The sequence below is a fragment of the Pseudomonas lactucae genome (assembly GCF_036688725.1).
GTDB lineage: Bacteria > Pseudomonadota > Gammaproteobacteria > Pseudomonadales > Pseudomonadaceae > Aquipseudomonas > Aquipseudomonas lactucae.
This window is the reverse complement of record NZ_JAQQPT010000005.1, coordinates 166,685-188,115: the sequence shown is the minus strand read 5'-3', so window position 1 is coordinate 188,115 and position 21,431 is coordinate 166,685. Positions and strand designations below refer to the sequence as shown.

Genomic DNA, 21,431 nt, shown 5'->3' with positions numbered 1-21,431 from the left:
TGCGGCCTCGCCTGAGTCAAAAGCGGGTTTATTCGCCCTCGTCAAAGTAGTTGTTGATCAGCGCCACCAGGGCGTCCAGCGCTTCCTGCTCTTGCTCGCCTTCGGTCTTCAAATGAATCGTTGTGCCCTTGCCGGCAGCCAGCATCATCATGGCCATGATGCTTTTGCCATCGACCATGGATTCCGGGGTGCGCCCGGCGCGGATCTGGCAGGGAAACTGCCCGGCAACGCCGACGAACTTGGCCGAGGCCCGGGCGTGCAAACCCAGCTTGTTGATGATTTCAATTTCCAGAGCGGGCATCGCGGGGGTGTTCCTTTCAGCTAAGGTCGCGGTGGCGAACCTGGACGTTCTTGAGGGTTTGTTGCAGCACCTGGCCCAGGCGTTCGGTCAGGTAGACGGAGCGGTGGTGGCCGCCGGTGCAGCCGATGGCAATGGTGACATACGCGCGATTGCTCGCGGCGAAACGCGGCAACCATTTGAGCAAGTAGCTGGAAATGTCCTGGAACATCTCCTCTACATCAGGCTGCGCGGCCAGGTACTCAGCCACAGGCTGGTCCAGCCCGGACTGCTCGCGCAGTTCAGGCTTCCAATAGGGGTTGGGCAGGCAGCGCACATCGAACACCAGGTCGGCATCCACCGGCATCCCACGCTTGAAGCCGAATGACTCGACGAGAAACGCCGTGCCGGGCTCGGGCTGGCTCAACAGGCGCAGCTTGATAGCGTCGCGCAGTTGATACAGGTTGAGACTGGTGGTGTTGATCTTGAGGTCGGCCAGATCAATGATCGGGCCCAGCAGCTTGGTTTCGTCCTCGATGGCTTCGGCCAGAGAGCGGTGCGGGCTACTGAGCGGGTGGCGTCGACGGGTTTCGGAGAAACGCTTGAGCAGTGTCTCCTCGTCGGCGTCCAGGTACAGCACATCACAGTGGATATGCTTGGCGCGCACTTCTTCAAGCAGTTCCGGGAAGCGCGACAGGTGGCTGGGCAAGTTGCGCGCGTCAATCGAAACGGCTACCAGCGGTTGCGCCAATTCGGTGTGAATAAGTGCACGTTCCGCCAGTTCCGGCAGCAGGCCGGCGGGCAGGTTGTCGATGCAATAGAAGCCGCTGTCCTCAAGCACATTGAGCGCGGTGCTTTTACCCGAGCCTGAGCGGCCGCTGACGATGATCAAACGCATGATTAGTGCCCGTTTTGTTCATCCAGGACAACTTGATACAGCGCCTCATTGCTGCTGGCACTGCGCAGTTTGTCGCGGACGTCCTTGCGGTCGAGCATGCTGGCGATCTGCCGGAGCAGTTCCAGGTGCGCATCGGTGGCGGCTTCCGGGACCAGCAGCACAAACAGCAGGTCGACCGGGGCACCGTCGATGGCGTCGAAATCGATGGGCGCTTCCAGGTGCAGCAGGGCGCTCACGGGACTATTGCAACCTTTGAGGCGGCAGTGAGGAATGGCGATACCGTTGCCAAAACCTGTGGAGCCGAGTTTTTCACGGGCAACCAGCGCTTCGAAGACATCTTGCATCTCCAGATCCGGCACCTCGCGGTGGATCAGGTTGGCAATTTGTTCGAGGGCTTTTTTCTTGCTGCCGCCCGGCACGTTCACGAGGGAACGGCCGGGGGTCAGGATGGATTCAAGTCGGATCATGGGGGGAGGGTTAACGACCTGTACCTTGCATCAGGTGCAGATTCTTTTCCTTATGCTTTATGAGTTGGCGGTCCAGCTTGTCGTAGAGCGAGTCAATCGCCGCGTACATGTCCTCATGCTCAGCATTGGCGACGAGCTTGGCATTCGGTACGTGCAGGGTGGCCTCGATTTTCTGCTTGAGCTTATCGACCTCCATGATGACCTGCACGTTGGTGATCTTGTCAAAATGCCCCGCAAGCTTGTTCAGCTTGCTCTCGGTGTACTCACGCAGGGGCTTGGTGACTTCCAGCTGGTGTCCACTGATGTTGACTTGCATACAGCTTCTCCTTCGTTGCCAGTGCATAAAGCGGCGGGTAGGAATACCCGCCACTGGAACGCTGTGGCCCGCCCGTCACATCAAACGCTTACGCTCGCTGGAAGGCGCGATCCCAAGGGACTCGCGGTACTTGGCGACGGTTCGACGGGCGACCTGAATGCCTTGTGCCTCCAGTAAACCAGCGATCTTGCTGTCACTCAACGGCTTTTTCTGATTTTCCGCGGCAACCAGTTTTTTGATGATCGCGCGGATCGCCGTGGACGAGCATTCGCCGCCCTCGGAGGTGCTGACGTGGCTGGAGAAAAAGTATTTCAGCTCATAGATACCCCGTGGGGTATGCATGAATTTCTGCGTGGTCACCCGTGAAATCGTCGACTCGTGCATGCCCACCGCTTCGGCGATGTCATGCAGGACCAGCGGCTTCATCGCCTCGTCGCCGTACTCCAGGAAGCCGCGCTGGTGCTCGACGATCTGGGTGGCCACTTTCATCAGGGTTTCGTTGCGGCTTTGCAGGCTCTTAATGAACCAGCGCGCTTCCTGCAACTGGTTGCGCATGAAGGTATTGTCGGCACTGGTGTCGGCGCGTTTTACAAAACCGGCGTATTGCGGGTTGACGCGCAGGCGCGGCACCGACTCCTGGTTAAGCTCAACCAGCCAGCGTTCGTTGTCCTTGCGCACGATCACATCGGGAATCACGTATTCGGCTTCGCTGGATTCGATCTGCGAGCCTGGGCGCGGGTTGAGGCTTTGCACCAGCTCGATGACCTGGCGCAGGTCATCTTCCTTGAGCTTCATGCGGCGCATCAACTGGCTGTAGTCGCGGCTGCCCAGCAGGTCGATGTAATCGGTGACCAGGCGTTGGGCTTCCGCGAGCCACGCAGTCTTGGCGGGCAACTGGCGCAGTTGCAGCAGCAGGCATTCGCTGAGGGTGCGCGCGCCGATACCGGCGGGTTCGAACTGCTGGATGCGGTGCAGGACGGCTTCGATTTCGTCCAGTTCGATGTCCAGTTCCGGGTCGAAGGCATCGAGAATTTCTTCGAGCGTCTCGTCCAGATAGCCCTGGTTGTTGATGCAGTCGATCAGGGTCACGGCGATCAGGCGATCGGTGTCCGACATCGGCGCCAGGTTCAGTTGCCACAGCAGATGGCTCTGCAGGCTTTCGCCGGCGGAGGTGCGGGTGGTGAAGTCCCACTCGTCATCGTCGTTGCTGGGCAGGCTGCTGGCACTGGTCTGGTAGACGTCTTCCCAGGCGGTGTCCACCGGGAGTTCGTTGGGAATGCGTTCGTTCCAGTCGCCTTCCTCAAGGTTATCCACCGTCGGGGCGGTTTCCTGATAGGACGGTTCCTGCACGTCGGAATTGGGTTTTTGCTCGATGTTGTCGGCCAGCGGGTCTGCATTATCGAAGTCGTCGCCCTCTTCCTGGCGTTCGAGCATCGGATTGGACTCCAAGGCCTCCTGGATTTCCTGTTGCAGGTCCAGGGTCGACAATTGGAGCAGGCGGATGGCCTGTTGCAGCTGCGGTGTCATCGTCAGCTGCTGGCCCATTCTCAGGACTAGCGATGGTTTCATGGCAGGGGCTTAACACCTTATTCGCCGGCGCAGTGCGCCATCCACGACAGGGCGCGTGAGCGCCAAACATAAGCAAATTATATGCCTGATATCGGGGGCTTTGCCTAGAGCGCGGTAACAATAAAAAACTCGAGGTTTTTATTGACTCCCGCGCTCCAGGCGACCGACTTGCCGCCGCCTTGTCGGTACGGACAGGTTTACAGGCGGAACTCGTGACCCAGGTACACTTCCTTGACCAGTTCGTTGGCGAGGATAGTCGCGGAGTCACCCTCGGCGATCAATTGGCCATCGTTAACGATATACGCGGTTTCGCAGATATCGAGGGTTTCACGCACGTTGTGGTCGGTGATCAGCACACCGATACCCTTGGCCTTGAGGTGGTGGATGATCTGCTTGATGTCACCGACCGAGATCGGGTCGACGCCGGCAAACGGTTCGTCCAGCAAGATGAACTTGGGGGCGGTCGCCAGGGCACGGGCGATTTCCACGCGGCGGCGTTCACCACCGGACAGGCTCATGCCCAGGTTGTCGCGAATGTGGTTGATGTGGAATTCCTGCAGCAGGCTTTCCAGCTCCTTGCGGCGCCCATCGCGGTCGAGTTCCTTGCGGGTCTCAAGGATCGCCATGATGTTGTCCGCAACCGACAGTTTGCGGAAGATCGACGCTTCCTGGGGAAGATAGCCGATACCGGCCCGCGCACGGCCGTGCATCGGCTGGTGGCTGACATCCAGGTCGTCGATCAGAACGCGACCCTGGTCCGCCTGGACCAGGCCGACGATCATATAGAAGCAGGTGGTCTTGCCGGCGCCGTTGGGGCCGAGCAAGCCGACGATCTGGCCGCTGTCGATCGACAGGCTGACGTCGCGCACGACCTGACGGCTTTTATAGGCCTTGGCCAGATGCTGGGCTTTCAGGGTTGCCATTACTCGGCCTTCTTCTTCGGCTGGATAACCATGTCGATGCGTGGGCGCGGCGCGGTGACTTTGCTGCCATTGGCGCGACCGGCGTTAGCGATCTGCTTCACGGTGTCATAGGTGATTTTTTCACCTTCCGTGGAGTTGCCATCCGGGCTCAGCACCTTGGCCTGGTCAATCAGGACGATGCGATTCTGCTGGGCGTGATACTGGATAGTCTTGCCGTAGCCTTTCATCGGACCTGTGTCGGTAGCCGACTGCTTCTGTTCGAAGTAAGCCAGGTTGCCTACCGAAGTCACGACGTCGATGTCACCGCTTTGGGTGCGCGTCAGCGTTACGGTATTACCGGTGATCTTCATCGAACCTTGGGTGATGATCACGCCGCCGGTGTAGGTCGCTACACCTTGCTTGTCATCCAGTTGCGCATCATCAGCCGAAATGTGGATCGGCTGCTGGCTATCGTTCGGCAGAGCCCAGGCGCTCACGCTTCCCAGTACAGCGCCCAGGCCGAGCAAAATAGGGAGAGTTTTAACGAGCCTCATACTGTCCTCTTACGTTCGATAGCAGGTGTATCCTGCTTTCTTTCAAATACGCTTTCATTCCCTTGCCAGTCGATACACCGCCAGCGCCGTCGATTCTAACGTCTTGCTCGGTCTGCGCATATTGCTTCTGTGGGAATACGGTCATGCGGCTGCTGGTAATCACGGTGTCACGGTTCTTGGCATCGGTGCGCGCGACGCGCACCGAGTCAATCAGCTCCACCTGGGTGCCGTCCGGGTTCACTTCGCCACGCTTGCTGGTGACGTGCCAGGGAAACTCAGTGCCGCGATAAAGGTTCAAGTCCGGGTTGGTCAGCAAGGTAACTTCGCTGGCCTTCAAATGCTCGACCTTGTCCGAGGTCATTTCATACTGCACCTTGCCGTCGGGCAGGAACTGCACGCTGTAGGCGTTGGTGGCGTAATAGTCGATAGCGCCTTTGTCGACCTGCGCGGCAGGCTGGTCGAGGAAGCGCTCCGGGCTGATATTCCAGTAGCCCACCGCCAGGAACAGCGCGGCGATGACTCCGAATAGCAGGAAGTTGCGAATCTTTTTGCTCAGCATATAACGCTCTATAAGTAGGCGGCGTGGGCCGCTTCAAGGCTGCCCTGGGCTCGCAGAATCAGTTCGCAGAACTCACGGGCCGCACCTTCGCCACCACGGGCGGTGGTGATGCCATGGGCGTGCTCGCGAACGAACGCCGCCGCGTTGGCGACGGCCATGCCCAGGCCCACCCGGCGAATGACCGGCAAGTCCGGCAGGTCATCGCCCAGGTAGGCGACCTGCTCATAGCTTAGGTTGAGTTGGCCAAGAAGCTCGTCCAGCACCACCAGTTTATCCTCACGGCCCTGATACAGGTGAGCAATTCCCAGGTTTTGTGCGCGGCGTTCCACAACGGGGGTTTTTCGGCCGCTGATAATCGCCGTCTGCACACCTGCCGCCATCAGCATCTTGATGCCCTGGCCGTCCAGTGTGTTGAATGTCTTGAATTCGCTGCCGTCTTCGAGAAAGTACAGGCGGCCATCGGTCAGCACGCCATCAACGTCGAAAATCGCCAACTTGATGTGCTTGCCGCGTTGCAATAAATCGCTGGTCATTTACATCACTCCCGCACGCAACAAGTCGTGCATGTTCAGGGCGCCTACCGGGTGGTCGTGATTATCGACCACCACCAGCGCGCCGATCTTGTGGTCTTCCATGATCTTCAATGCTTCGGCCGCGAGCATCTCGGGGCGTGCGGTCTTGCCGTGTGGAGTCATGACCGCGTCGATGGTTGCGGTGTGGATATCGATGGTGCGGTCCAGGGTGCGCCGCAAGTCACCGTCGGTGAACACGCCGGCCAGGCGCCCGTCGGCTTCCAGGATCACGGTCATGCCCAGGCCTTTGCGGGTCATTTCCATCAGCGCGTCCTTCAGCAGGGTGCCGCGCTGCACGTGAGGCAATTCATCGCCCGAATGCATGACATTCTCGACTTTCAACAGCAGGCGCCGGCCCAGGGCGCCGCCAGGATGTGAAAACGCGAAATCTTCGGCGGTGAATCCGCGGGCCTCCAGCAACGCTACGGAGAGGGCATCGCCCATGACCAGCGCGGCGGTGGTGGAGGAGGTCGGCGCCAGGTTCAGCGGGCAGGCTTCGTGGGCCACGTGAACATTCAGGTTCACTTCGGCGGCCTTGGCCAGCGTCGAGTCCGGGTTGCCGGTGATGCTGATCATCTGGATCCCCAGGCGTTTGATCAGCGGCAGCAGGGTCACGATTTCGTTGGTGGTGCCGGAGTTGGACAGCGCCAGGATGATGTCATCCTTGGTGATCATGCCCATGTCGCCGTGGCTGGCCTCGGCGGGATGCACGAAAAACGCGGTGGTTCCGGTGCTGGCCAGGGTGGCGGCGATCTTGTTGCCGACGTGGCCCGATTTGCCCATGCCGACCACCACAACGCGGCCCTTGCTGGCCAGAATCATCTCGCAGGCGCGTACGAAATCTGCGTCGATATGTGCCAGCAAGCCTTCTACGGCTTCAAGCTCGAGGCGGATGGTGCGTTGTGCGGATTGAATAAGGTCGCTGGATTGGCTCATGTCTGAAATCGTATAGCCTGACGAAAAGTCGGCGATTATAGCGGTAATGATCGATTCCCTCACGCAAGTTCGTCATGCTTTATTCAGCGGGTGCCTGAGATTCCAGCCTTGGTAACATAGCCGGCAACGTTTTTTCCCTGTCCTGGATCTGAACAAGCGCAGTTCCGGCCTTGGGCGCGTTGTACCAGCAGTGATATAGTTCGCCGCCAGTTCGGTCCGCCCAGCCCATGTGGCTATCTATTGCGTCACCGTTGCAAACGTTTGTCGCAAGCGTGGTGTCTGAGTGAGAGGCTGCATCCCAAGGAGTTTAGATGAGTGCCGATAACGCCTACGCGGTCGAGCTGAAGGGTCTGACCTTCAAGCGCGGGACGCGCAGCATCTTCAATAACGTCGATATTCGCATTCCCCGCGGCAAGGTGACGGGCATCATGGGGCCGTCCGGCTGCGGCAAGACTACGCTGTTGCGCCTGATGGGCATGCAACTGCGCCCCAGTGCCGGCGAAGTGTGGGTCAATGGCCAGAACCTGCCGACGCTGTCGCGCAGCGATCTGTTCGATGCGCGCAAGCATATGGGCGTCCTGTTCCAGAGCGGTGCGCTGTTCACCGACCTCGATGTATTCGAGAACGTGGCGTTTCCGCTGCGCGTGCACACCCAGCTGTCTGATGAAATGATTCGTGACATTGTGTTGCTGAAACTGCAGGCCGTAGGCCTTCGCGGCGCCATCGACCTGATGCCTGACGAACTGTCCGGCGGCATGAAGCGCCGTGTGGCCCTGGCGCGAGCCATCGCCCTTGACCCGCAGATCCTCATGTACGACGAGCCTTTTGTTGGTCAGGACCCGATCGCCATGGGCGTGCTGGTACGCCTGATCCGCCTGCTCAACGATGCGCTGGGCATCACCAGCATCGTCGTGTCCCATGACCTGGCGGAAACCGCGAGCATTGCCGACTACCTCTATGTAGTGGGCGATGGCCAGGTGCTGGGGCAGGGCACGCCTGAAGAACTGATGAACGCCGACAACCCGCGTATTCGCCAATTCATGACCGGCGATCCTGATGGCCCTGTGCCTTTTCACTTTCCGGCAGCGGATTACCGCTCAGATCTTCTGGGGAAGCGCTGATGCGCAAGACATCTCTCATCGAAAAGGTTCGCCTTTTCGGTCGCTCCGGCATCGACATGGTCGAAGTGCTGGGCCGTTCGACGATTTTCCTGTTTCACGCCCTGCTCGGTCGAGGTGGCATTGGGGGCGGGTTTGGCCTGTTGATCAAGCAGCTGCATTCGGTTGGTGTAATGTCCCTGGTGATCATCGTGGTTTCCGGGATTTTCATCGGCATGGTGCTGGCGTTGCAGGGGTTCAATATCCTTTCCGGCTACGGTTCTGAGCAGGCCGTTGGGCAGATGGTCGCCCTGACGCTGTTGCGTGAGCTGGGGCCGGTGGTCACCGCATTGTTGTTTGCGGGCCGCGCCGGTTCGGCGTTGACCGCCGAAATCGGCAACATGAAGTCCACCGAGCAATTGTCCAGCCTCGAAATGATTGGCGTGGACCCGCTCAAGTACATTGTTGCCCCGCGCCTGTGGGCCGGCTTCATTTCCCTGCCACTGCTGGCGATGATCTTCAGCGTGGTGGGGATCTGGGGCGGTTCGTGGGTGGCGGTTGACTGGCTGGGCGTCTATGACGGCTCTTACTGGGGCAACATGCAGAACAGCGTGACCTTCAACGGTGACGTGCTCAACGGCATCATAAAGAGCATCGTCTTTGCCTTTGTAGTGACCTGGATCGCCGTATTCCAAGGCTACGACTGTGAGCCCACCTCAGAAGGGATCAGTCGCGCCACCACCAAGACCGTTGTGTACGCCTCGCTGGCGGTACTGGGCCTTGACTTCATTTTGACCGCCTTGATGTTTGGAGATTTCTGATGCAAAACCGCACTGTGGAAATCGGTGTCGGCCTTTTCTTGCTGGCTGGCATCCTGGCTTTACTGTTGCTGGCCCTGCGGGTCAGCGGCCTTTCGGCCAGCCCCACCGCCGATACTTATAAACTTTACGCGTACTTCGACAATATCGCCGGTTTGACTGTCAGAGCTAAAGTGACCATGGCCGGTGTGACCATCGGCAAGGTCACGGCAATCGATCTGGACCGCGACAGCTTTACCGGGCGCGTGACGATGCAACTGGACAAGAAGGTCGATAATCTGCCGACTGACTCCACTGCATCTATCCTCACTGCGGGTTTGCTGGGCGAGAAGTACATCGGTGTCAGCGTGGGCGGGGAAACAGCCCTGCTCAAGGATGGTTCGACCATCCACGACACGCAGTCGTCGCTGGTGCTTGAAGACCTGATCGGTAAATTCCTGCTCAATACGGTCAATAAAGACGCCAAATGAGGAATCTGCACATGATCTCTACCTTGCGACGTGGCCTTCTGGTACTGCTTGCAGCGTTGCCGCTGATGGCGAACGCGGCCGGCTCAGCGCACGAGCTGGTGCAGGACACGACCAACAAGATGCTGGCTGACCTGACTGCCAATAAAGAGCAGTACAAACAAGACCCAAGCAAGTTCTACAATGCGCTCAACACCATTGTCGGCCCTGTCGTCGATGCCGAAGGCATTTCCCGCAGCATCATGACGGTCAAGTATTCGCGCAAGGCAACACCTGCCCAGATGCAGACCTTCCAGGAAAACTTCAAGAAAGGCCTGTTCCAGTTCTATGGCAACGCGCTGCTTGAGTACAACAACCAGGGCATCACCGTCGCTCCAGCCGGGGATGAGTCAGGCGATCGCACCAGTGTGAACATGAGCGTCAAAGGCAATAACGGCGCCGTCTACCCTGTGCAGTACACGCTGGAAAAGGTCAACGGCGAGTGGAAGCTGCGTAACGTGATCATCAACGGCATCAACATCGGCAAGCTGTTCCGTGACCAGTTCGCCGACGCCATGCAGCGCAATGGCAATGACCTGGACAAGACTATCAATGGTTGGGCCGGTGAAGTCGCCAAGGCCAAGGAAACTTCCGATAAAGAAGCTGGGAAGACCGTGCAATGACCGAGTCGGCTGTTCGTCTTGGCGAAGCCGGTGAGCTGTTCCTCAGCGGCGTGCTGGATTACCGCACCGGGCCGGACCTGCGCAAGCAGGGCCAGGCGCTGATCAAGGCCAGCAGCGCTCCCGCGCTGGTGGTCGATTGCTCGGCGGTGACCAAGTCCAGCAGTGTCGGCTTGTCGTTGCTGTTGTGCTTCATGCGCGATGCCGATGCGGCCAAAAAACCGGTCAGCATCCGTGCGTTGCCCGACGACATGCGCGAAATCGCCGAGGTTTCCGGTCTGACCGAGCTGTTGGCGCATCCTTAATACATACTTTCAAGCTAGCCCCCCGTCAGAGTCCTGTTATACGGGGTTCGCAGGCGCGGGGCTTTTTTGTATGATGTGCGACCCGCGCGCACTGGGCGCCGATAGAGGTTGAGCATGCAGGCCAACGAAGTTAAAAGCTTTCTCGAAGGAAAGCTGCCGGAAACGACTGTTGAAGTTGAAGGCGAAGGCTGCAATTTCCAGCTGAATGTGATTAGCGATGAACTGGCGGCACTCAGCCCGGTCAAGCGTCAGCAGCAGATCTATGCCCATTTGAACCCGTGGATCACCGATGGCAGCATCCATGCGGTCACTATGAAATTTTTCAGCCGCGCGGCCTGGGCCGAGCGCACCTGAGCCCCCAAGGCGTCGAGATTCTTATGGATAAATTGATTATTACCGGTGGTGCCCGCCTTGATGGCGAGATCCGCATTTCCGGTGCGAAAAACTCTGCCTTGCCGATTCTGGCGGCGACCCTGCTGTGCGATGGCCCGGTGACCGTGGCCAACCTGCCGCACCTGCACGACATCACCACCATGATCGAGCTGTTCGGTCGCATGGGCATTGAGCCGGTGATCGACGAGAAACTCTCGGTCGAAATCGACCCGCGCACCATCAAGACCCTGATCGCGCCGTACGAGCTGGTGAAAACCATGCGTGCGTCGATCCTGGTACTGGGCCCGATGGTTGCCCGTTTCGGCGAAGCCGAAGTCGCATTGCCTGGCGGTTGCGCCATTGGCTCGCGTCCGGTGGACCTGCACATCCGTGGCCTCGAAGCCATGGGCGCGGTCATTGACGTCGAAGGCGGCTACATCAAGGCCAAGGCGCCGGAAGGCGGCCTGCGTGGCGCGAACTTCTTCTTTGATACCGTCAGCGTGACCGGTACCGAGAACATCATGATGGCCGCCGCCCTGGCCAAAGGCCGCAGCGTGCTGCAGAACGCCGCTCGTGAGCCGGAAGTGGTCGACCTGGCCAACTTCCTGAACGCCATGGGCGCGAAGGTTTCCGGTGCCGGCACCGACACCATCACCATCGATGGCGTAGAGCGTCTGCACACCGCCACCTACAAAGTCATGCCTGACCGCATCGAGACCGGTACCTACCTGGTCGCCGCCGCCGTTACCGGTGGTCGCGTCAAGGTCAAGGACACCGATCCGACCATCCTGGAAGCGGTCCTGGAAAAACTGCGTGAAGCCGGTGCGGAAATCACCACGGGTGAAGACTGGATCGAGCTGAACATGCACGGCAAGCGGCCAAAAGCCGTCAACGTGCGTACCGCTCCGTACCCGGCATTCCCGACCGACATGCAAGCTCAGTTCATTTCCCTGAACGCCATTGCCGAAGGCACCGGTGCGGTCATCGAGACGATCTTCGAAAACCGCTTCATGCACGTGTACGAACTGCACCGCATGGGCGCGAAGATCCAGGTCGAAGGCAACACGGCCATCGTCACCGGCACCGAGAAGCTCAAAGGCGCGCCCGTCATGGCGACCGACCTGCGTGCTTCGGCCAGCCTGGTCATTTCGGCGTTGATCGCCGAAGGCGATACACTGATCGACCGCATCTACCACATCGACCGTGGTTATGAGTGCATCGAAGAAAAACTGCAGATGCTCGGCGCCAAAATCCGCCGCGTACCGGGTTAGTCTTCGGATTGTGGCAAGGGAGCAAGCTCCCTTGCCACAGTTTGCTGTTAAGTGATTCGTTTCAAATCGAGGCTGTCATGGCCTCGATCTGTGTCTGGCGCTGTTTGTGTCCGGACCGCAATAGCCTGATGAAGGACTGACGTTTCCCATGTTGACCATCGCACTGTCCAAGGGCCGCATCCTTGACGACACGTTGCCGCTTCTGGCTGAAGCGGGCATCGTGCCGACCGAGAATCCGGACAAGAGCCGCAAGCTGATCATCCCCACGACTCAGGACGACGTTCGTCTGCTGATCGTGCGGGCTACCGACGTGCCGACCTACGTTGAACATGGCGCGGCCGACCTGGGCGTCGCCGGTAAAGACGTGCTGATGGAATATGGTGGCCAGGGCCTGTACGAGCCTCTGGACCTGCGTATCGCGTTGTGCAAACTGATGACTGCCGGCCGTGTCGGTGATGTCGAGCCCAAGGGTCGCCTGCGCGTGGCCACCAAGTTCGTCAATGTTGCCAAGCGCTACTACGCCGAACAAGGTCGTCAGGTCGACATCATCAAGCTGTATGGCTCGATGGAGCTGGCGCCGCTGATCGGTCTGGCCGACAAGATCATCGATGTGGTCGACACCGGCAACACCTTGCGTGCCAATGGCCTCGAACCCCAGGACTTCATCGCAGACATCAGCTCCCGCCTGATCGTCAACAAGGCGTCGATGAAGATGCAGCACGCCCGTATCCAGGCGTTGATCGACACCCTGCGCACCGCAGTGGAGTCTCGACACCGCGGTTGACTCACCCGCGTAGCCCAACAGCTGCGCCCGTCTATCCGCCTCATAGCCAGAATTCTCAGGTGCCCAAGCGGAAACGACTGCTAGTTTAGGGCGCCTGAGTTTTTGCCAATTCTATTGAGGCCCTCGCTATGACCACGTCCACTGCAATTGCCCGACTCAACGCTGCCGATCCGGATTTCGCCCATCATCTGGATCATCTGCTGAGCTGGGAAAGCGTGTCCGACGGCTCGGTCAATCAGCGAGTACTCGACATCATCAAGGCCGTGCGCGAACGCGGTGACGCGGCGCTGGTGGATTTCACCCGTCAGTTCGATGGTCTGGACGTCAAGTCCATGGCCGACCTGATCCTGCCTCGCGAACGCCTGGAGCTGGCCCTGACGCGCATTACCGCGCCGCAGCGCGAAGCCCTGGAAGTCGCGGCGGCGCGCGTGCGCAGCTACCACGAAAAACAGAAACAGGATTCCTGGAGCTACACCGAGGCCGACGGCACCGTGCTGGGCCAGAAGGTTACGCCGCTGGACCGCGCCGGCCTTTACGTACCGGGTGGCAAGGCGTCGTATCCGTCGTCCGTGCTGATGAACGCGATCCCGGCCAAAGTGGCGGGCGTGACCGAAGTGGTCATGGTGGTGCCGACCCCGCGTGGTGAAATCAACGAGCTGGTGCTGGCGGCGGCCTGCATCGCCGGTGTCGATCGCGTGTTCACCATCGGCGGTGCTCAAGCCGTGGCGGCGCTGGCCTATGGCACCGAGAGCGTGCCGAAGGTCGACAAGGTTGTCGGTCCGGGCAACATCTATGTGGCCACTGCCAAGCGCCACGTGTTCGGCCAGGTCGGCATCGACATGATCGCCGGCCCCTCGGAAATCCTCGTGGTCTGCGACGGCCAGACCGACCCGGACTGGATCGCCATGGACCTGTTCTCCCAGGCCGAGCACGACGAAGACGCCCAGGCGATCCTGGTCAGCCCGGACGCCGAGTTTCTCGACAAGGTCGCCGCCAGCATCGAGAAGCTGCTGCCGACCATGGATCGCGCCGAGATCATCGAGAAATCGATCAATGGCCGTGGTGCGTTGATCCTGGTGAGCGACATGGAGCAGGCCATCGAAGTAGCCAACCGCATCGCGCCGGAGCACCTGGAATTGTCCGTGGCCGACCCACAAGCCTGGCTGCCGTCGATTCGTCACGCCGGTGCGATCTTCATGGGGCGCCACACCAGCGAAGCCCTGGGCGACTACTGCGCAGGTCCCAACCATGTGTTGCCCACCTCCGGCACTGCGCGCTTCTCGTCGCCGCTGGGGGTGTATGACTTCCAGAAGCGTTCATCGATCATCTTCTGCTCGCCACAAGGCGCCTCCGAGTTGGGCAAGACCGCTTCGGTACTGGCCCGTGGCGAATCCCTGAGCGCCCACGCCCGCAGCGCGGAATATCGCATCCTTGACGACAAGAAAGGTAATTGAGATGAGCAAATTCTGGAGCCCCTTCGTCAAGGACCTGGTCCCTTACGTGCCCGGCGAACAGCCGAAGCTGACCAGGCTGGTCAAGCTCAACACCAATGAAAACCCCTACGGCCCTTCACCGAAGGCGCTGGCCGCGATGCAGGCCGAGTTGAACGACAACCTGCGCCTGTACCCGGACCCCAACAGCGACCTGCTCAAGCAGGCCGTGGCCAGGTATTACGGCATCGACGCCGCCAAGGTGTTCCTTGGCAACGGTTCCGACGAGGTACTGGCGCATATCTTCCACGGTCTGTTCCAGCACGACCGGCCGCTGCTGTTCCCGGACATCAGCTACAGCTTCTATCCGGTGTACTGCGGCCTCTACGGCATTGAGTCCGAGCCGGTGCCGCTGGACGAACAGTTTCAGATCCGTGTCGCGGACTACGCCAGGCCCAATGGCGGGGTCATCTTCCCCAACCCGAACGCGCCGACCGGCTGCGTGCTGGCGCTGGACGCGGTGGAGCAGATCGTCAAGGCCAGCCCGGACTCCGTGGTGGTGGTGGATGAGGCCTACATCGACTTCGGCGGTGAAACCGCCATCAGCCTGGTGGACCGTTACCCGAACCTGCTGGTAACCCAGACCCTGTCCAAATCGCGCTCACTGGCCGGTTTGCGTGTGGGCCTGGCCGTGGGCCATCCGGACCTGATCGAAGCGCTGGAGCGGGTCAAGAACAGCTTCAACTCCTACCCCCTGGATCGCCTGGCGATTGCCGGCGCGTCGGCGGCGTTCGACGATCGTGAGTATTTCGAGAAGACCTGCCAGAAGGTGATCGACAGTCGCAACACGCTGGTCGCGCAGTTGGAGGCCAAAGGTTTTGAGGTGCTGCCTTCGGCGGCCAACTTCATCTTTGCCCGCCACCCACGACATGATGCTGCCGGGTTGGCCGCCAAGCTGCGTGAGCAGGGTGTGATCGTGCGTCACTTCAAGCAGGAACGAATTGCTCAATTCCTGCGGATCAGCATCGGTACGCCGGAGCAGAACCAGGCGCTGATCGATGGTCTCGGCGAGCTCTAACAGGCGCTGAAATCAAATGTGGGAGGGAGCAAGCCCCCTTCCACATTGGTTTTGTGTTGCTAATTACAGCAGTGGCTCATCCGGCTTCTTGTTCTTCCAACCATCATTGCCCGGCAGCAACAGGTTCAAACCAATCGCTACCACCGCACACAGGGCGATGCCCTTGAGGCCGAAATCATCCGGGCCGGTGCCGGTGCCGACCAACACACCGCCAATGCCGAATACCAGGGTTACCGACACAATCACCAAATTACGCGCCTCGCCCAGGTCGATCTTGTGGCGGATCAGCGTGTTCATGCCCACTGCCGCAATCGAACCGAACAATAAGCACAGAATCCCGCCCATCACCGGTACCGGAATGCTCTGCAGTAGTGCGCCGAACTTGCCGATAAACGCCAGGCTGATGGCAAACACCGCGGCCCAGGTCATGATCTTCGGGTTGTAGTTCTTGGTCAGCATGACCGCGCCGGTCACTTCGGCGTAGGTGGTGTTCGGTGGGCCGCCGAACAGGCCGGCTGCCGTGGTGGCAATGCCGTCACCCAGCAGGGTGCGATGCAGGCCAGGCTTCTTCAGGTAGTCGCGACCGGTCACGCTGCCCACCGCAATCACACCGCCGATGTGTTCGATCGCCGGGGCAAGGGCCACCGGGACGATAAACAGGATGGCCTGCCAGTTGAATTCCGGCGCGGTGAAGTGGGGCAAGGCGAACCACGGCGCGGCGGCGATCTTCGCCGTGTCGACCACGCCAAAGTAGAACGCCATGGCAAAACCCACCAGTACGCCCGAGATGATCGGCACCAGGCGGAAAATGCCTTTGCCGAAGACCGCCACGATCAGCGTGGTGAGCAGCGCAGGCATCGAGATCATCATCGCCGTCTGGTAATGAATCAGCTCGGCACCGTCGCCGGACTTGCCCATCGCCATGTTCGCGGCAATCGGCGCCATGGCCAGGCCGATGGAAATGATCACCGGCCCGATCACGACCGGTGGCAGCAGCCGGTCGATAAAGCCGGTGCCCTTGATCTTCACCGCCAGGCCCAGGAACGTATAGACGAAACCGGCCGCCATCACGCCGCCCATGGTTGCCGCGAGGCCGAACTGGCCCTTGGCAAGGATGATCGGGGTGATAAAGGCAAAGCTCGATGCCAGGAATACCGGCACCTGCCGACCTGTCACCACCTGGAACAACAGCGTGCCCAGGCCGGCGGTGAACAGGGCGACGTTTGGATCAAGACCTGTGATCAGTGGCATCAACACCAACGCGCCAAATGCTACGAAAAGCATTTGTGCGCCAGACAGGATCTGGCGCCAAAGCGGGTCGTTGAATTCATCCTGCATGCTTACGCGTCCTTCTGCTTGGTGCCGAAGATCTTGTCACCGGCATCGCCCAGGCCCGGGATGATGTAGCCGTGTTCATTCAGGCGCTCGTCGATGGAGGCGGTATAGATCTGCACGTCGGGGTGCGCTTTCTCGACGGCGGCAATGCCTTCGGGCGCGGCGACCAGCACCATGGCGCGGATGTCCTTGCAGCCGGCTTTTTTCAGCAGGTCGATGGTAGCGACCATGGAGCTGCCGGTGGCGAGCATCGGGTCGATGATCATCGCCAGGCGCTCGTCGATTTCCGGGACGAGTTTTTCCAGGTAGGTGTGGGCTTGCAACGTTTGTTCATTGCGGGCCACGCCCACGGCGCTGACCTTGGCGCCCGGGATCAGGCTGAGTACACCTTCGAGCATGCCGATACCGGCGCGCAGGATCGGCACTACAGTGATCTTCTTGCCGGCGATTTTCTCGACCTGGACGGTGCCCGCCCAGCCTTGAATATCGTAGGTTTCCAAGGGCAGATCCTTGGTGGCTTCGTAAGTGAGCAACGCTCCGACTTCCTGAGCAAGCTCACGGAAATTCTTCGTGCTGATGTCGGCGCGGCGCATAAGGCCGAGCTTGTGTCGGATCAGCGGGTGGCGGATCTCGCGAGTGGGCATGGGAAAGGCTCCGGCAGCGGGCAAAAAAACCGGCCTAGATTAATCTATCCGAGAGTGTTGTCCTATAGACATCTAGTACGTTAGTCCATTAAGGCTTGCTCGGAGCGCACGAGAAGCGTACCTTCGCCCGCTTTTCTTGCCACAGCACCCCCTTGGAGAGCGCCATGTCCGCTGATCTCGAGCATATCCGTCAAATCATGCGCGAGGCTGACTGCCTGTACACCGAAGCGCAAGTCGAAGAGGCGATCGCCAAGGTCGGCGCGCACATCAGCCGCGAACTGGCCGACACCAACCCTGTGGTGTTCTGCGTGATGAACGGCGGCCTGATCTTCGCCGGCAAATTGCTCACCCATCTGCAATTCCCGCTGGAAGCGTCCTACCTGCACGCCACGCGTTATCGCAACGAAACCACCGGCGGCGACCTGTTCTGGAAGGCCAAGCCGGAAGTCTCGTTCATTGACCGCGACGTGCTGATCATCGACGACATTCTCGACGAAGGTCACACCCTGGGCGCGATCATCGACTTCTGCAAACACGCCGGCGCGCGCAAAGTGCACACCGCCGTGCTGATCGACAAAGACCACGACCGCAAGGCCCGTCCGGACCTGAAAGCCGATTACGTCGGTCTGCCGTGCATTGACCGCTACATCTTTGGTTACGGCATGGATTACAAAGGTTACTGGCGCAACGCCAATGGGATCTACGCCGTCAAAGGAATGTAAGTCATGACTCGCTTTCTTGATCAGACACTGTTTGCCGAACTGGCCGAGAAAGCGGACGCCAGCCCTCGCGGGCGTTACCACCATAACTTCCACCAGATGGAAGAGCCGTGTCATCGCCTGGCCGTGGGCCTGCAACCAGGCACCTATGTACCGCCGCATCGGCACTTGAGCGCGGACAAGGCGGAAACCTTGCTGGTGCTCAAGGGTAGCCTGGGTTTGCTGGTGTTCAATGACGCCGGTGACGTCATCGCCAAGCGCGTGATGCAGGCGGGCGGCGAGTGCGCGGGCGTTGATTTGCCGCCTGGCGTGTTCCACGGTCTTGTCGTGCTTGCGCCTGATACGGTGATGTTCGAGTGCAAGGCCGGGCCTTATCGTCCGGTGGGCGAGGGTGAGCTGGCCGATTGGGCGCCGCGTGAAGGCGATGCCGATGTGGTCGAGTATCTACGCTGGATGCTTGCCCAGTTCGATTGAGCTACAGTGCTGGGCCATCTCGCACGGAGCGGCCCATGAGCCTGTTGATACGCACTTGCGCCGCCCTGGCGCTGACCCTCAGTCTGCCCTTGGCCGCGGCGCCCGCGCCGATGCATGCGCAGTTCCTGCCGCCGGACGATCTGACCCTGCGCGCCGAAAGCCCTGACCAGCAGCAACTGTTACAAGTCACTGAGTATGCGGTGGTGGTGGGCAACCAGCGTCAATCCAACCAACAGCCGATTCCGGTGACCTCGCCGCTGATGATCCGCCTCAAGGGCAAGTCCCTGAACAAGGGCGCGACCATCAGCCAAGTCGTGCTCAACTTCGACGCCGAAAGCAAAAGCCTGAAGAAGCCGGTGTTTGACGACAAGACCAAGACCCTGACGCTGTCTTATCCCGTTGCCCAATACCGTGTGATCGTCGACCTGCTGCGCAATGACACGCTGTATGTGCAGTTTCTCAGTTATGCCAATGGGCATATCTGGGCGGACCTGCATACCGGTGCAGTCCGTACCCAATAGTAAAAACACTGAAAATCCAAATGTGGGAGGGGCTTGCTCCTGATGACGGTGGGTCAGCCAATAAATCTGTGCCTGATACTCTGCCGTCGGGAGCAAGTCGAATCGTCGCACCGCCCCACCCACAGGGTTTCTTCAGCGCTTTCGCAGCTTGCGTCTCGCAGGTAGACTTCAAGGCCCGTGTAAATGTCTGCAGGCTGGAGTCGGTAATGCGTAAAGATAAGAAACAGGTGATTGGTGACGAGATCGGCGACGATCAGATCAAGTTGTTCCTGGACTTCGAGCCGGTCGACGCGACTTCACCGTCCCTGCACAAGCTGATCAAGGCCTACCGTGGCCTGCGCATCGACGATTTCGAGCGGTTCCTGGGGTTTTTCAAGGACGCCGGCCTGGACCTGGATGGCAAGGATGAGCATGGCCAGACGTTTGTTGATCTGATCAAGGACCAGCGCCACGCCGCTGAGTACGTTGAGCTGATCGAAAAAGCTCGCGGTTGATTATTCGAGCCGTAAAAAAACGCCCCGAGGGGCGTTTTTTATTGCAGCAATGCCTCAAGCGTAGCTTTCGGCCTCGTTGCTTTGCTCAACCAGTTCAAGGCTGATGTTGTTCTGCGTGTTGATCTTGCGATACAGCTCGGCGTCCGTCTCCAGCACCTTCTCCCGAGCCGGGAAGATCTCGTGCAGCTTGGTCGCCCACTCACCGGCAGCTTTCTGCGGGAAGCAGCGTTCGATCAGTTCCAGCATGATCGAAACCGTCACCGACGCGCCTGGAGAGGCGCCCAGCAGCGCCGCCAGCGAACCGTCCTTCGCCGCGACCAGCTCGGTGCCGAATTGCAGCACGCCGCCTTTTTTCGGGTCCTTCTTGATGATCTGCACCCGTTGGCCGGCCACTTCCAGGCGCCAGTCTTCGGCTTTCGCCTCAGGGTAGAAGCGACGCAGGGACTCCAGGCGCTGCTCCATGGATTGGCGCACTTCGCTGACTAGGTACTTGGTCAGGTCCATGTTGTCGCGGGCCACGGCCAGCATCGGGCCGATGTTACCGGCGCGAATCGACATCGGCAGGTCAAGGAACGAGCCGTGTTTGAGGAACTTGGTGGTGAAACCGGCGTAGGGTCCAAACAGCAGGGACTTCTTGCCATCCACCACGCGGGTATCCAGGTGCGGTACGGACATCGGCGGCGAGCCCACGGCGGCCTGGCTGTAGACTTTGGCCTGGTGGTGCTTGACCACCTCCGGGTTGTCGCAACGCAGCCACTGGCCACTGACCGGGAAACCGCCAAAGCCTTTGCTCTCTTCGATACCCGAGGCTTGCAGCAGCGGCAGGGCCGCGCCGCCGGCGCCAAGGAACACGAATTTGGCGTCGACCTCACGGCTGTTGCCGCTGTTGACGTCCTTGATGCTTACAGTCCAGCCGGCGCCGTTGCGCTTGAGGCCGGTGACGCGCTTGCAGTATTTGACCTGGGCGTCCGGCGAGCTGGTCAGGTGGCCGAGCAATTGGTTGGTCAGGGCGCCGAAGTTGACGTCGGTGCCGTTCATGACGCGAGTGGCGGCGATTTTTTCGTCGAGCGGGCGGCCCGGCATCATCAGCGGCATCCACTCAGCCATTTCGCCGCGGTCTTCGGTGTAGTGCATATCCGAAAACGCGTGGTGCCGGCTGAGGGTTTCAAAACGTTTCTTGAGGAACGAAACGCCTTTTTCACCCTGCACGAAGCTCAGGTGCGGCACTGGGCTGATAAAGGATTTGGACGAGCCAAAGGTGCCCTTTTTGGTCAGGTACGCCCAGAACTGCTTCGACACCTCGAACTGGGTGTTGATGTGGATGGCTTTCTTGATGTCGATGGAGCCATCGGCGGCCTGGGGCGTGTAGTTCAGCTCACACAGCCCGGCGTGGCCGGTACCGGCGTTGTTCCACGGGTTGGAACTCTCCGCGGCACCCGAATCCATCAGCTCAACGACTTCCAGCGTGAGGCCGGGGTCGAGCTCTTTGAGCAGTACGGCCAGGGTGGCACTCATGATGCCGGCCCCTACCAGAACTACGTCGACTGCTTCGTTATGCGCCATTTAACGCGTCTCCAAAATCTGCAGCACCAAATTGACGGCATGGCTGCCAGGAGTGACGGGGCGGTTCACGTGTTGCCCCAGGTTACCCATGGCCAGGATCGCCATGTCCGTTTCGCAATTCTTTGCAACGTCAGCGCACGCTTCCTGCCTGCCTCATTCGCCTATGAACGCATTCATGGGCGTCTGTGGCAATTCGACTTATGGTCAAAGCGTGCAATTCGTGCAATCAATCCGTAGCGGACAGGCTCAAGCTCCGGTGATTGAGGAATACTCGGTCCTGTGTGATTGGGCTGTTCCAGACGCTGATGGTGCTTGTACAAACGCCAAACTATTCATTTGCTCGCCACACT

The 21,431-nt window shown here is 59.8% G+C and carries 27 protein-coding genes; 14 read left to right on the top strand and 13 right to left on the bottom strand.

Going from position 1 to position 21,431, the window contains the following annotated elements; genetic code table 11:
- Positions 1–28: 28 nt before the first annotated feature.
- The 10 genes from V6M90_RS07420 to V6M90_RS07375 form a co-directional block, all read right to left on the bottom strand.
- Positions 29–301, bottom strand: a complete 273-nt coding sequence (locus V6M90_RS07420; protein ID WP_003171801.1) for an HPr family phosphocarrier protein — start codon at positions 299–301, stop codon at positions 29–31.
- Between the two features lie 16 nt (positions 302–317).
- Entirely contained in the window at positions 318–1,175 is an 858-nt protein-coding gene (rapZ, locus tag V6M90_RS07415) for an RNase adapter RapZ (RefSeq protein WP_078731581.1), read from the bottom strand.
- A 2-nt stretch (positions 1,176–1,177) separates the two neighbouring features.
- Positions 1,178–1,642, bottom strand: a complete 465-nt coding sequence (gene ptsN / locus V6M90_RS07410) for a PTS IIA-like nitrogen regulatory protein PtsN (protein ID WP_003171803.1) — start codon at positions 1,640–1,642, stop codon at positions 1,178–1,180.
- A gap of 10 nt (positions 1,643–1,652) precedes the next feature.
- Entirely contained in the window at positions 1,653–1,958 is a 306-nt protein-coding gene (hpf, locus tag V6M90_RS07405; protein ID WP_003171804.1) for a ribosome hibernation-promoting factor, HPF/YfiA family, read from the bottom strand.
- A gap of 75 nt (positions 1,959–2,033) precedes the next feature.
- A complete protein-coding gene (locus V6M90_RS07400) occupies positions 2,034–3,527 on the bottom strand; it encodes an RNA polymerase factor sigma-54 (protein WP_078731583.1) in 1,494 nt (497 codons plus the stop codon).
- 197 nt (positions 3,528–3,724) lie between these two features.
- Positions 3,725–4,450 (bottom strand): LPS export ABC transporter ATP-binding protein, encoded by a 726-nt coding sequence (lptB, locus tag V6M90_RS07395; RefSeq protein WP_003171806.1) that lies wholly within the window; start codon positions 4,448–4,450, stop codon positions 3,725–3,727.
- Positions 4,450–4,983 carry a lipopolysaccharide transport periplasmic protein LptA gene (gene lptA, locus V6M90_RS07390; protein WP_003171807.1) on the bottom strand — a complete coding sequence of 178 codons (534 nt, stop codon included), beginning with the start codon at positions 4,981–4,983 and terminating at the stop codon, positions 4,450–4,452. The genes lptB and lptA overlap by 1 nt, the downstream gene beginning before the upstream one ends.
- Positions 4,970–5,542: an LPS export ABC transporter periplasmic protein LptC gene (gene lptC / locus V6M90_RS07385; protein WP_003171808.1), complete on the bottom strand. Its 573-nt coding sequence runs from the start codon at positions 5,540–5,542 to the stop codon at positions 4,970–4,972. Before lptC ends, lptA begins: the two co-directional genes overlap by 14 nt.
- An 8-nt stretch (positions 5,543–5,550) precedes the next feature.
- Complete coding sequence (locus tag V6M90_RS07380; RefSeq protein WP_003171809.1) at positions 5,551–6,075, bottom strand: KdsC family phosphatase; 525 nt, start codon at positions 6,073–6,075, stop codon at positions 5,551–5,553.
- A complete protein-coding gene (locus V6M90_RS07375) occupies positions 6,076–7,050 on the bottom strand; it encodes a KpsF/GutQ family sugar-phosphate isomerase (protein ID WP_003171810.1) in 975 nt (324 codons plus the stop codon).
- Positions 7,051–7,361: 311 nt separating this feature from the next.
- Between V6M90_RS07375 and V6M90_RS07370 the strand changes: the two genes are divergently transcribed.
- From V6M90_RS07370 to hisC, 10 genes are all read left to right on the top strand, one after another.
- A complete protein-coding gene (locus V6M90_RS07370; protein ID WP_003171811.1) occupies positions 7,362–8,171 on the top strand; it encodes an ATP-binding cassette domain-containing protein in 810 nt (269 codons plus the stop codon).
- Positions 8,171–8,968 (top strand): lipid asymmetry maintenance ABC transporter permease subunit MlaE, encoded by a 798-nt coding sequence (gene mlaE / locus V6M90_RS07365; protein ID WP_003171812.1) that lies wholly within the window; start codon positions 8,171–8,173, stop codon positions 8,966–8,968. Before V6M90_RS07370 ends, mlaE begins: the two co-directional genes overlap by 1 nt.
- The gene (mlaD, locus tag V6M90_RS07360; RefSeq protein WP_003171814.1) at positions 8,968–9,435 is read left to right on the top strand and encodes an outer membrane lipid asymmetry maintenance protein MlaD; all 468 of its coding nucleotides are present in this window, start codon (positions 8,968–8,970) and stop codon (positions 9,433–9,435) included. The genes mlaE and mlaD overlap by 1 nt, the downstream gene beginning before the upstream one ends.
- A gap of 11 nt (positions 9,436–9,446) precedes the next feature.
- Positions 9,447–10,094, top strand: a complete 648-nt coding sequence (locus tag V6M90_RS07355; RefSeq protein WP_141064026.1) for an MlaC/ttg2D family ABC transporter substrate-binding protein — start codon at positions 9,447–9,449, stop codon at positions 10,092–10,094.
- Entirely contained in the window at positions 10,091–10,396 is a 306-nt protein-coding gene (locus V6M90_RS07350) for an STAS domain-containing protein (protein ID WP_305428513.1), read from the top strand. The genes V6M90_RS07355 and V6M90_RS07350 overlap by 4 nt, the downstream gene beginning before the upstream one ends.
- Positions 10,397–10,510: 114 nt before the next feature.
- The gene (locus tag V6M90_RS07345) at positions 10,511–10,750 is read left to right on the top strand and encodes a BolA family protein (RefSeq protein ID WP_003171818.1); all 240 of its coding nucleotides are present in this window, start codon (positions 10,511–10,513) and stop codon (positions 10,748–10,750) included.
- A gap of 23 nt (positions 10,751–10,773) precedes the next feature.
- Positions 10,774–12,039, top strand: coding sequence for a UDP-N-acetylglucosamine 1-carboxyvinyltransferase (gene murA / locus V6M90_RS07340; RefSeq protein ID WP_071494136.1), 1,266 nt, complete (start codon positions 10,774–10,776; stop codon positions 12,037–12,039).
- A 148-nt stretch (positions 12,040–12,187) separates the two neighbouring features.
- Positions 12,188–12,823, top strand: coding sequence for an ATP phosphoribosyltransferase (gene hisG, locus V6M90_RS07335; RefSeq protein WP_003171824.1), 636 nt, complete (start codon positions 12,188–12,190; stop codon positions 12,821–12,823).
- Between the two features lie 128 nt (positions 12,824–12,951).
- Positions 12,952–14,277 (top strand): histidinol dehydrogenase, encoded by a 1,326-nt coding sequence (gene hisD / locus V6M90_RS07330; RefSeq protein ID WP_003171825.1) that lies wholly within the window; start codon positions 12,952–12,954, stop codon positions 14,275–14,277.
- A gap of 1 nt (position 14,278) precedes the next feature.
- Positions 14,279–15,331, top strand: coding sequence for a histidinol-phosphate transaminase (gene hisC / locus V6M90_RS07325; RefSeq protein ID WP_332846260.1), 1,053 nt, complete (start codon positions 14,279–14,281; stop codon positions 15,329–15,331).
- A 63-nt stretch (positions 15,332–15,394) separates the two neighbouring features.
- Here the strand turns inward: hisC and V6M90_RS07320 are convergent, their stop codons facing one another.
- Both V6M90_RS07320 and upp read right to left on the bottom strand, forming a co-directional pair.
- On the bottom strand, positions 15,395–16,669 hold the full coding sequence (locus tag V6M90_RS07320) for a uracil-xanthine permease family protein (RefSeq protein WP_003171827.1): 1,275 nt from the start codon (positions 16,667–16,669) through the stop codon (positions 15,395–15,397).
- Positions 16,670–16,671: 2 nt separating this feature from the next.
- Complete coding sequence (gene upp / locus V6M90_RS07315) at positions 16,672–17,310, bottom strand: uracil phosphoribosyltransferase (RefSeq protein ID WP_003171828.1); 639 nt, start codon at positions 17,308–17,310, stop codon at positions 16,672–16,674.
- 164 nt (positions 17,311–17,474) lie between these two features.
- Between upp and V6M90_RS07310 the strand changes: the two genes are divergently transcribed.
- The 4 genes from V6M90_RS07310 (at position 17,475) to V6M90_RS07295 (ending at position 19,518) form a co-directional block, all read left to right on the top strand.
- Positions 17,475–18,032 (top strand): hypoxanthine-guanine phosphoribosyltransferase, encoded by a 558-nt coding sequence (locus V6M90_RS07310; protein WP_003171830.1) that lies wholly within the window; start codon positions 17,475–17,477, stop codon positions 18,030–18,032.
- Positions 18,033–18,035: 3 nt separating this feature from the next.
- Positions 18,036–18,503: a WbuC family cupin fold metalloprotein gene (locus tag V6M90_RS07305; RefSeq protein WP_003171831.1), complete on the top strand. Its 468-nt coding sequence runs from the start codon at positions 18,036–18,038 to the stop codon at positions 18,501–18,503.
- Between the two features lie 35 nt (positions 18,504–18,538).
- Positions 18,539–19,024 carry a hypothetical protein gene (locus tag V6M90_RS07300; protein WP_003171832.1) on the top strand — a complete coding sequence of 162 codons (486 nt, stop codon included), beginning with the start codon at positions 18,539–18,541 and terminating at the stop codon, positions 19,022–19,024.
- A 206-nt stretch (positions 19,025–19,230) separates the two neighbouring features.
- A complete protein-coding gene (locus tag V6M90_RS07295; RefSeq protein ID WP_003171833.1) occupies positions 19,231–19,518 on the top strand; it encodes a PA4642 family protein in 288 nt (95 codons plus the stop codon).
- A 54-nt stretch (positions 19,519–19,572) separates the two neighbouring features.
- Here the strand turns inward: V6M90_RS07295 and mqo are convergent, their stop codons facing one another.
- Positions 19,573–21,081, bottom strand: coding sequence for a malate dehydrogenase (quinone) (mqo, locus tag V6M90_RS07290; protein WP_003171834.1), 1,509 nt, complete (start codon positions 21,079–21,081; stop codon positions 19,573–19,575).
- Between the last annotated feature and the right edge of the window lie 350 nt (positions 21,082–21,431).

Excerpts from the sequence above, each read along its gene's own strand:
- V6M90_RS07370 (WP_003171811.1), top strand. The coding sequence starts at position 7,362 with ATGAGTGCCGATAACGCCTACGCGGTCGAGCTGAAGGGTCTGACCTTC.
- V6M90_RS07400 (WP_078731583.1), bottom strand. The coding sequence starts at position 3,527 with ATGAAACCATCGCTAGTCCTGAGAATGGGCCAGCAGCTGACGATGACA.
- mlaD (WP_003171814.1), top strand. The coding sequence starts at position 8,968 with ATGCAAAACCGCACTGTGGAAATCGGTGTCGGCCTTTTCTTGCTGGCT.
- V6M90_RS07350 (WP_305428513.1), top strand. The coding sequence starts at position 10,091 with ATGACCGAGTCGGCTGTTCGTCTTGGCGAAGCCGGTGAGCTGTTCCTC.
- V6M90_RS07300 (WP_003171832.1), top strand. The coding sequence starts at position 18,539 with ATGAGCCTGTTGATACGCACTTGCGCCGCCCTGGCGCTGACCCTCAGT.
- rapZ (WP_078731581.1), bottom strand. The coding sequence starts at position 1,175 with ATGCGTTTGATCATCGTCAGCGGCCGCTCAGGCTCGGGTAAAAGCACC.
- ptsN (WP_003171803.1), bottom strand. The coding sequence starts at position 1,642 with ATGATCCGACTTGAATCCATCCTGACCCCCGGCCGTTCCCTCGTGAAC.
- upp (WP_003171828.1), bottom strand. The coding sequence starts at position 17,310 with ATGCCCACTCGCGAGATCCGCCACCCGCTGATCCGACACAAGCTCGGC.
- V6M90_RS07310 (WP_003171830.1), top strand. The coding sequence starts at position 17,475 with ATGTCCGCTGATCTCGAGCATATCCGTCAAATCATGCGCGAGGCTGAC.
- murA (WP_071494136.1), top strand. The coding sequence starts at position 10,774 with ATGGATAAATTGATTATTACCGGTGGTGCCCGCCTTGATGGCGAGATC.
- V6M90_RS07355 (WP_141064026.1), top strand. The coding sequence starts at position 9,447 with ATGATCTCTACCTTGCGACGTGGCCTTCTGGTACTGCTTGCAGCGTTG.
- V6M90_RS07380 (WP_003171809.1), bottom strand. The coding sequence starts at position 6,075 with ATGACCAGCGATTTATTGCAACGCGGCAAGCACATCAAGTTGGCGATT.
- V6M90_RS07295 (WP_003171833.1), top strand. The coding sequence starts at position 19,231 with ATGCGTAAAGATAAGAAACAGGTGATTGGTGACGAGATCGGCGACGAT.
- hisD (WP_003171825.1), top strand. The coding sequence starts at position 12,952 with ATGACCACGTCCACTGCAATTGCCCGACTCAACGCTGCCGATCCGGAT.
- hisC (WP_332846260.1), top strand. The coding sequence starts at position 14,279 with ATGAGCAAATTCTGGAGCCCCTTCGTCAAGGACCTGGTCCCTTACGTG.
- lptA (WP_003171807.1), bottom strand. The coding sequence starts at position 4,983 with ATGAGGCTCGTTAAAACTCTCCCTATTTTGCTCGGCCTGGGCGCTGTA.
- V6M90_RS07345 (WP_003171818.1), top strand. The coding sequence starts at position 10,511 with ATGCAGGCCAACGAAGTTAAAAGCTTTCTCGAAGGAAAGCTGCCGGAA.
- V6M90_RS07375 (WP_003171810.1), bottom strand. The coding sequence starts at position 7,050 with ATGAGCCAATCCAGCGACCTTATTCAATCCGCACAACGCACCATCCGC.
- hpf (WP_003171804.1), bottom strand. The coding sequence starts at position 1,958 with ATGCAAGTCAACATCAGTGGACACCAGCTGGAAGTCACCAAGCCCCTG.
- V6M90_RS07305 (WP_003171831.1), top strand. The coding sequence starts at position 18,036 with ATGACTCGCTTTCTTGATCAGACACTGTTTGCCGAACTGGCCGAGAAA.
- mqo (WP_003171834.1), bottom strand. The coding sequence starts at position 21,081 with ATGGCGCATAACGAAGCAGTCGACGTAGTTCTGGTAGGGGCCGGCATC.
- V6M90_RS07420 (WP_003171801.1), bottom strand. The coding sequence starts at position 301 with ATGCCCGCTCTGGAAATTGAAATCATCAACAAGCTGGGTTTGCACGCC.
- mlaE (WP_003171812.1), top strand. The coding sequence starts at position 8,171 with ATGCGCAAGACATCTCTCATCGAAAAGGTTCGCCTTTTCGGTCGCTCC.
- lptC (WP_003171808.1), bottom strand. The coding sequence starts at position 5,542 with ATGCTGAGCAAAAAGATTCGCAACTTCCTGCTATTCGGAGTCATCGCC.
- V6M90_RS07320 (WP_003171827.1), bottom strand. The coding sequence starts at position 16,669 with ATGCAGGATGAATTCAACGACCCGCTTTGGCGCCAGATCCTGTCTGGC.
- lptB (WP_003171806.1), bottom strand. The coding sequence starts at position 4,450 with ATGGCAACCCTGAAAGCCCAGCATCTGGCCAAGGCCTATAAAAGCCGT.
- hisG (WP_003171824.1), top strand. The coding sequence starts at position 12,188 with ATGTTGACCATCGCACTGTCCAAGGGCCGCATCCTTGACGACACGTTG.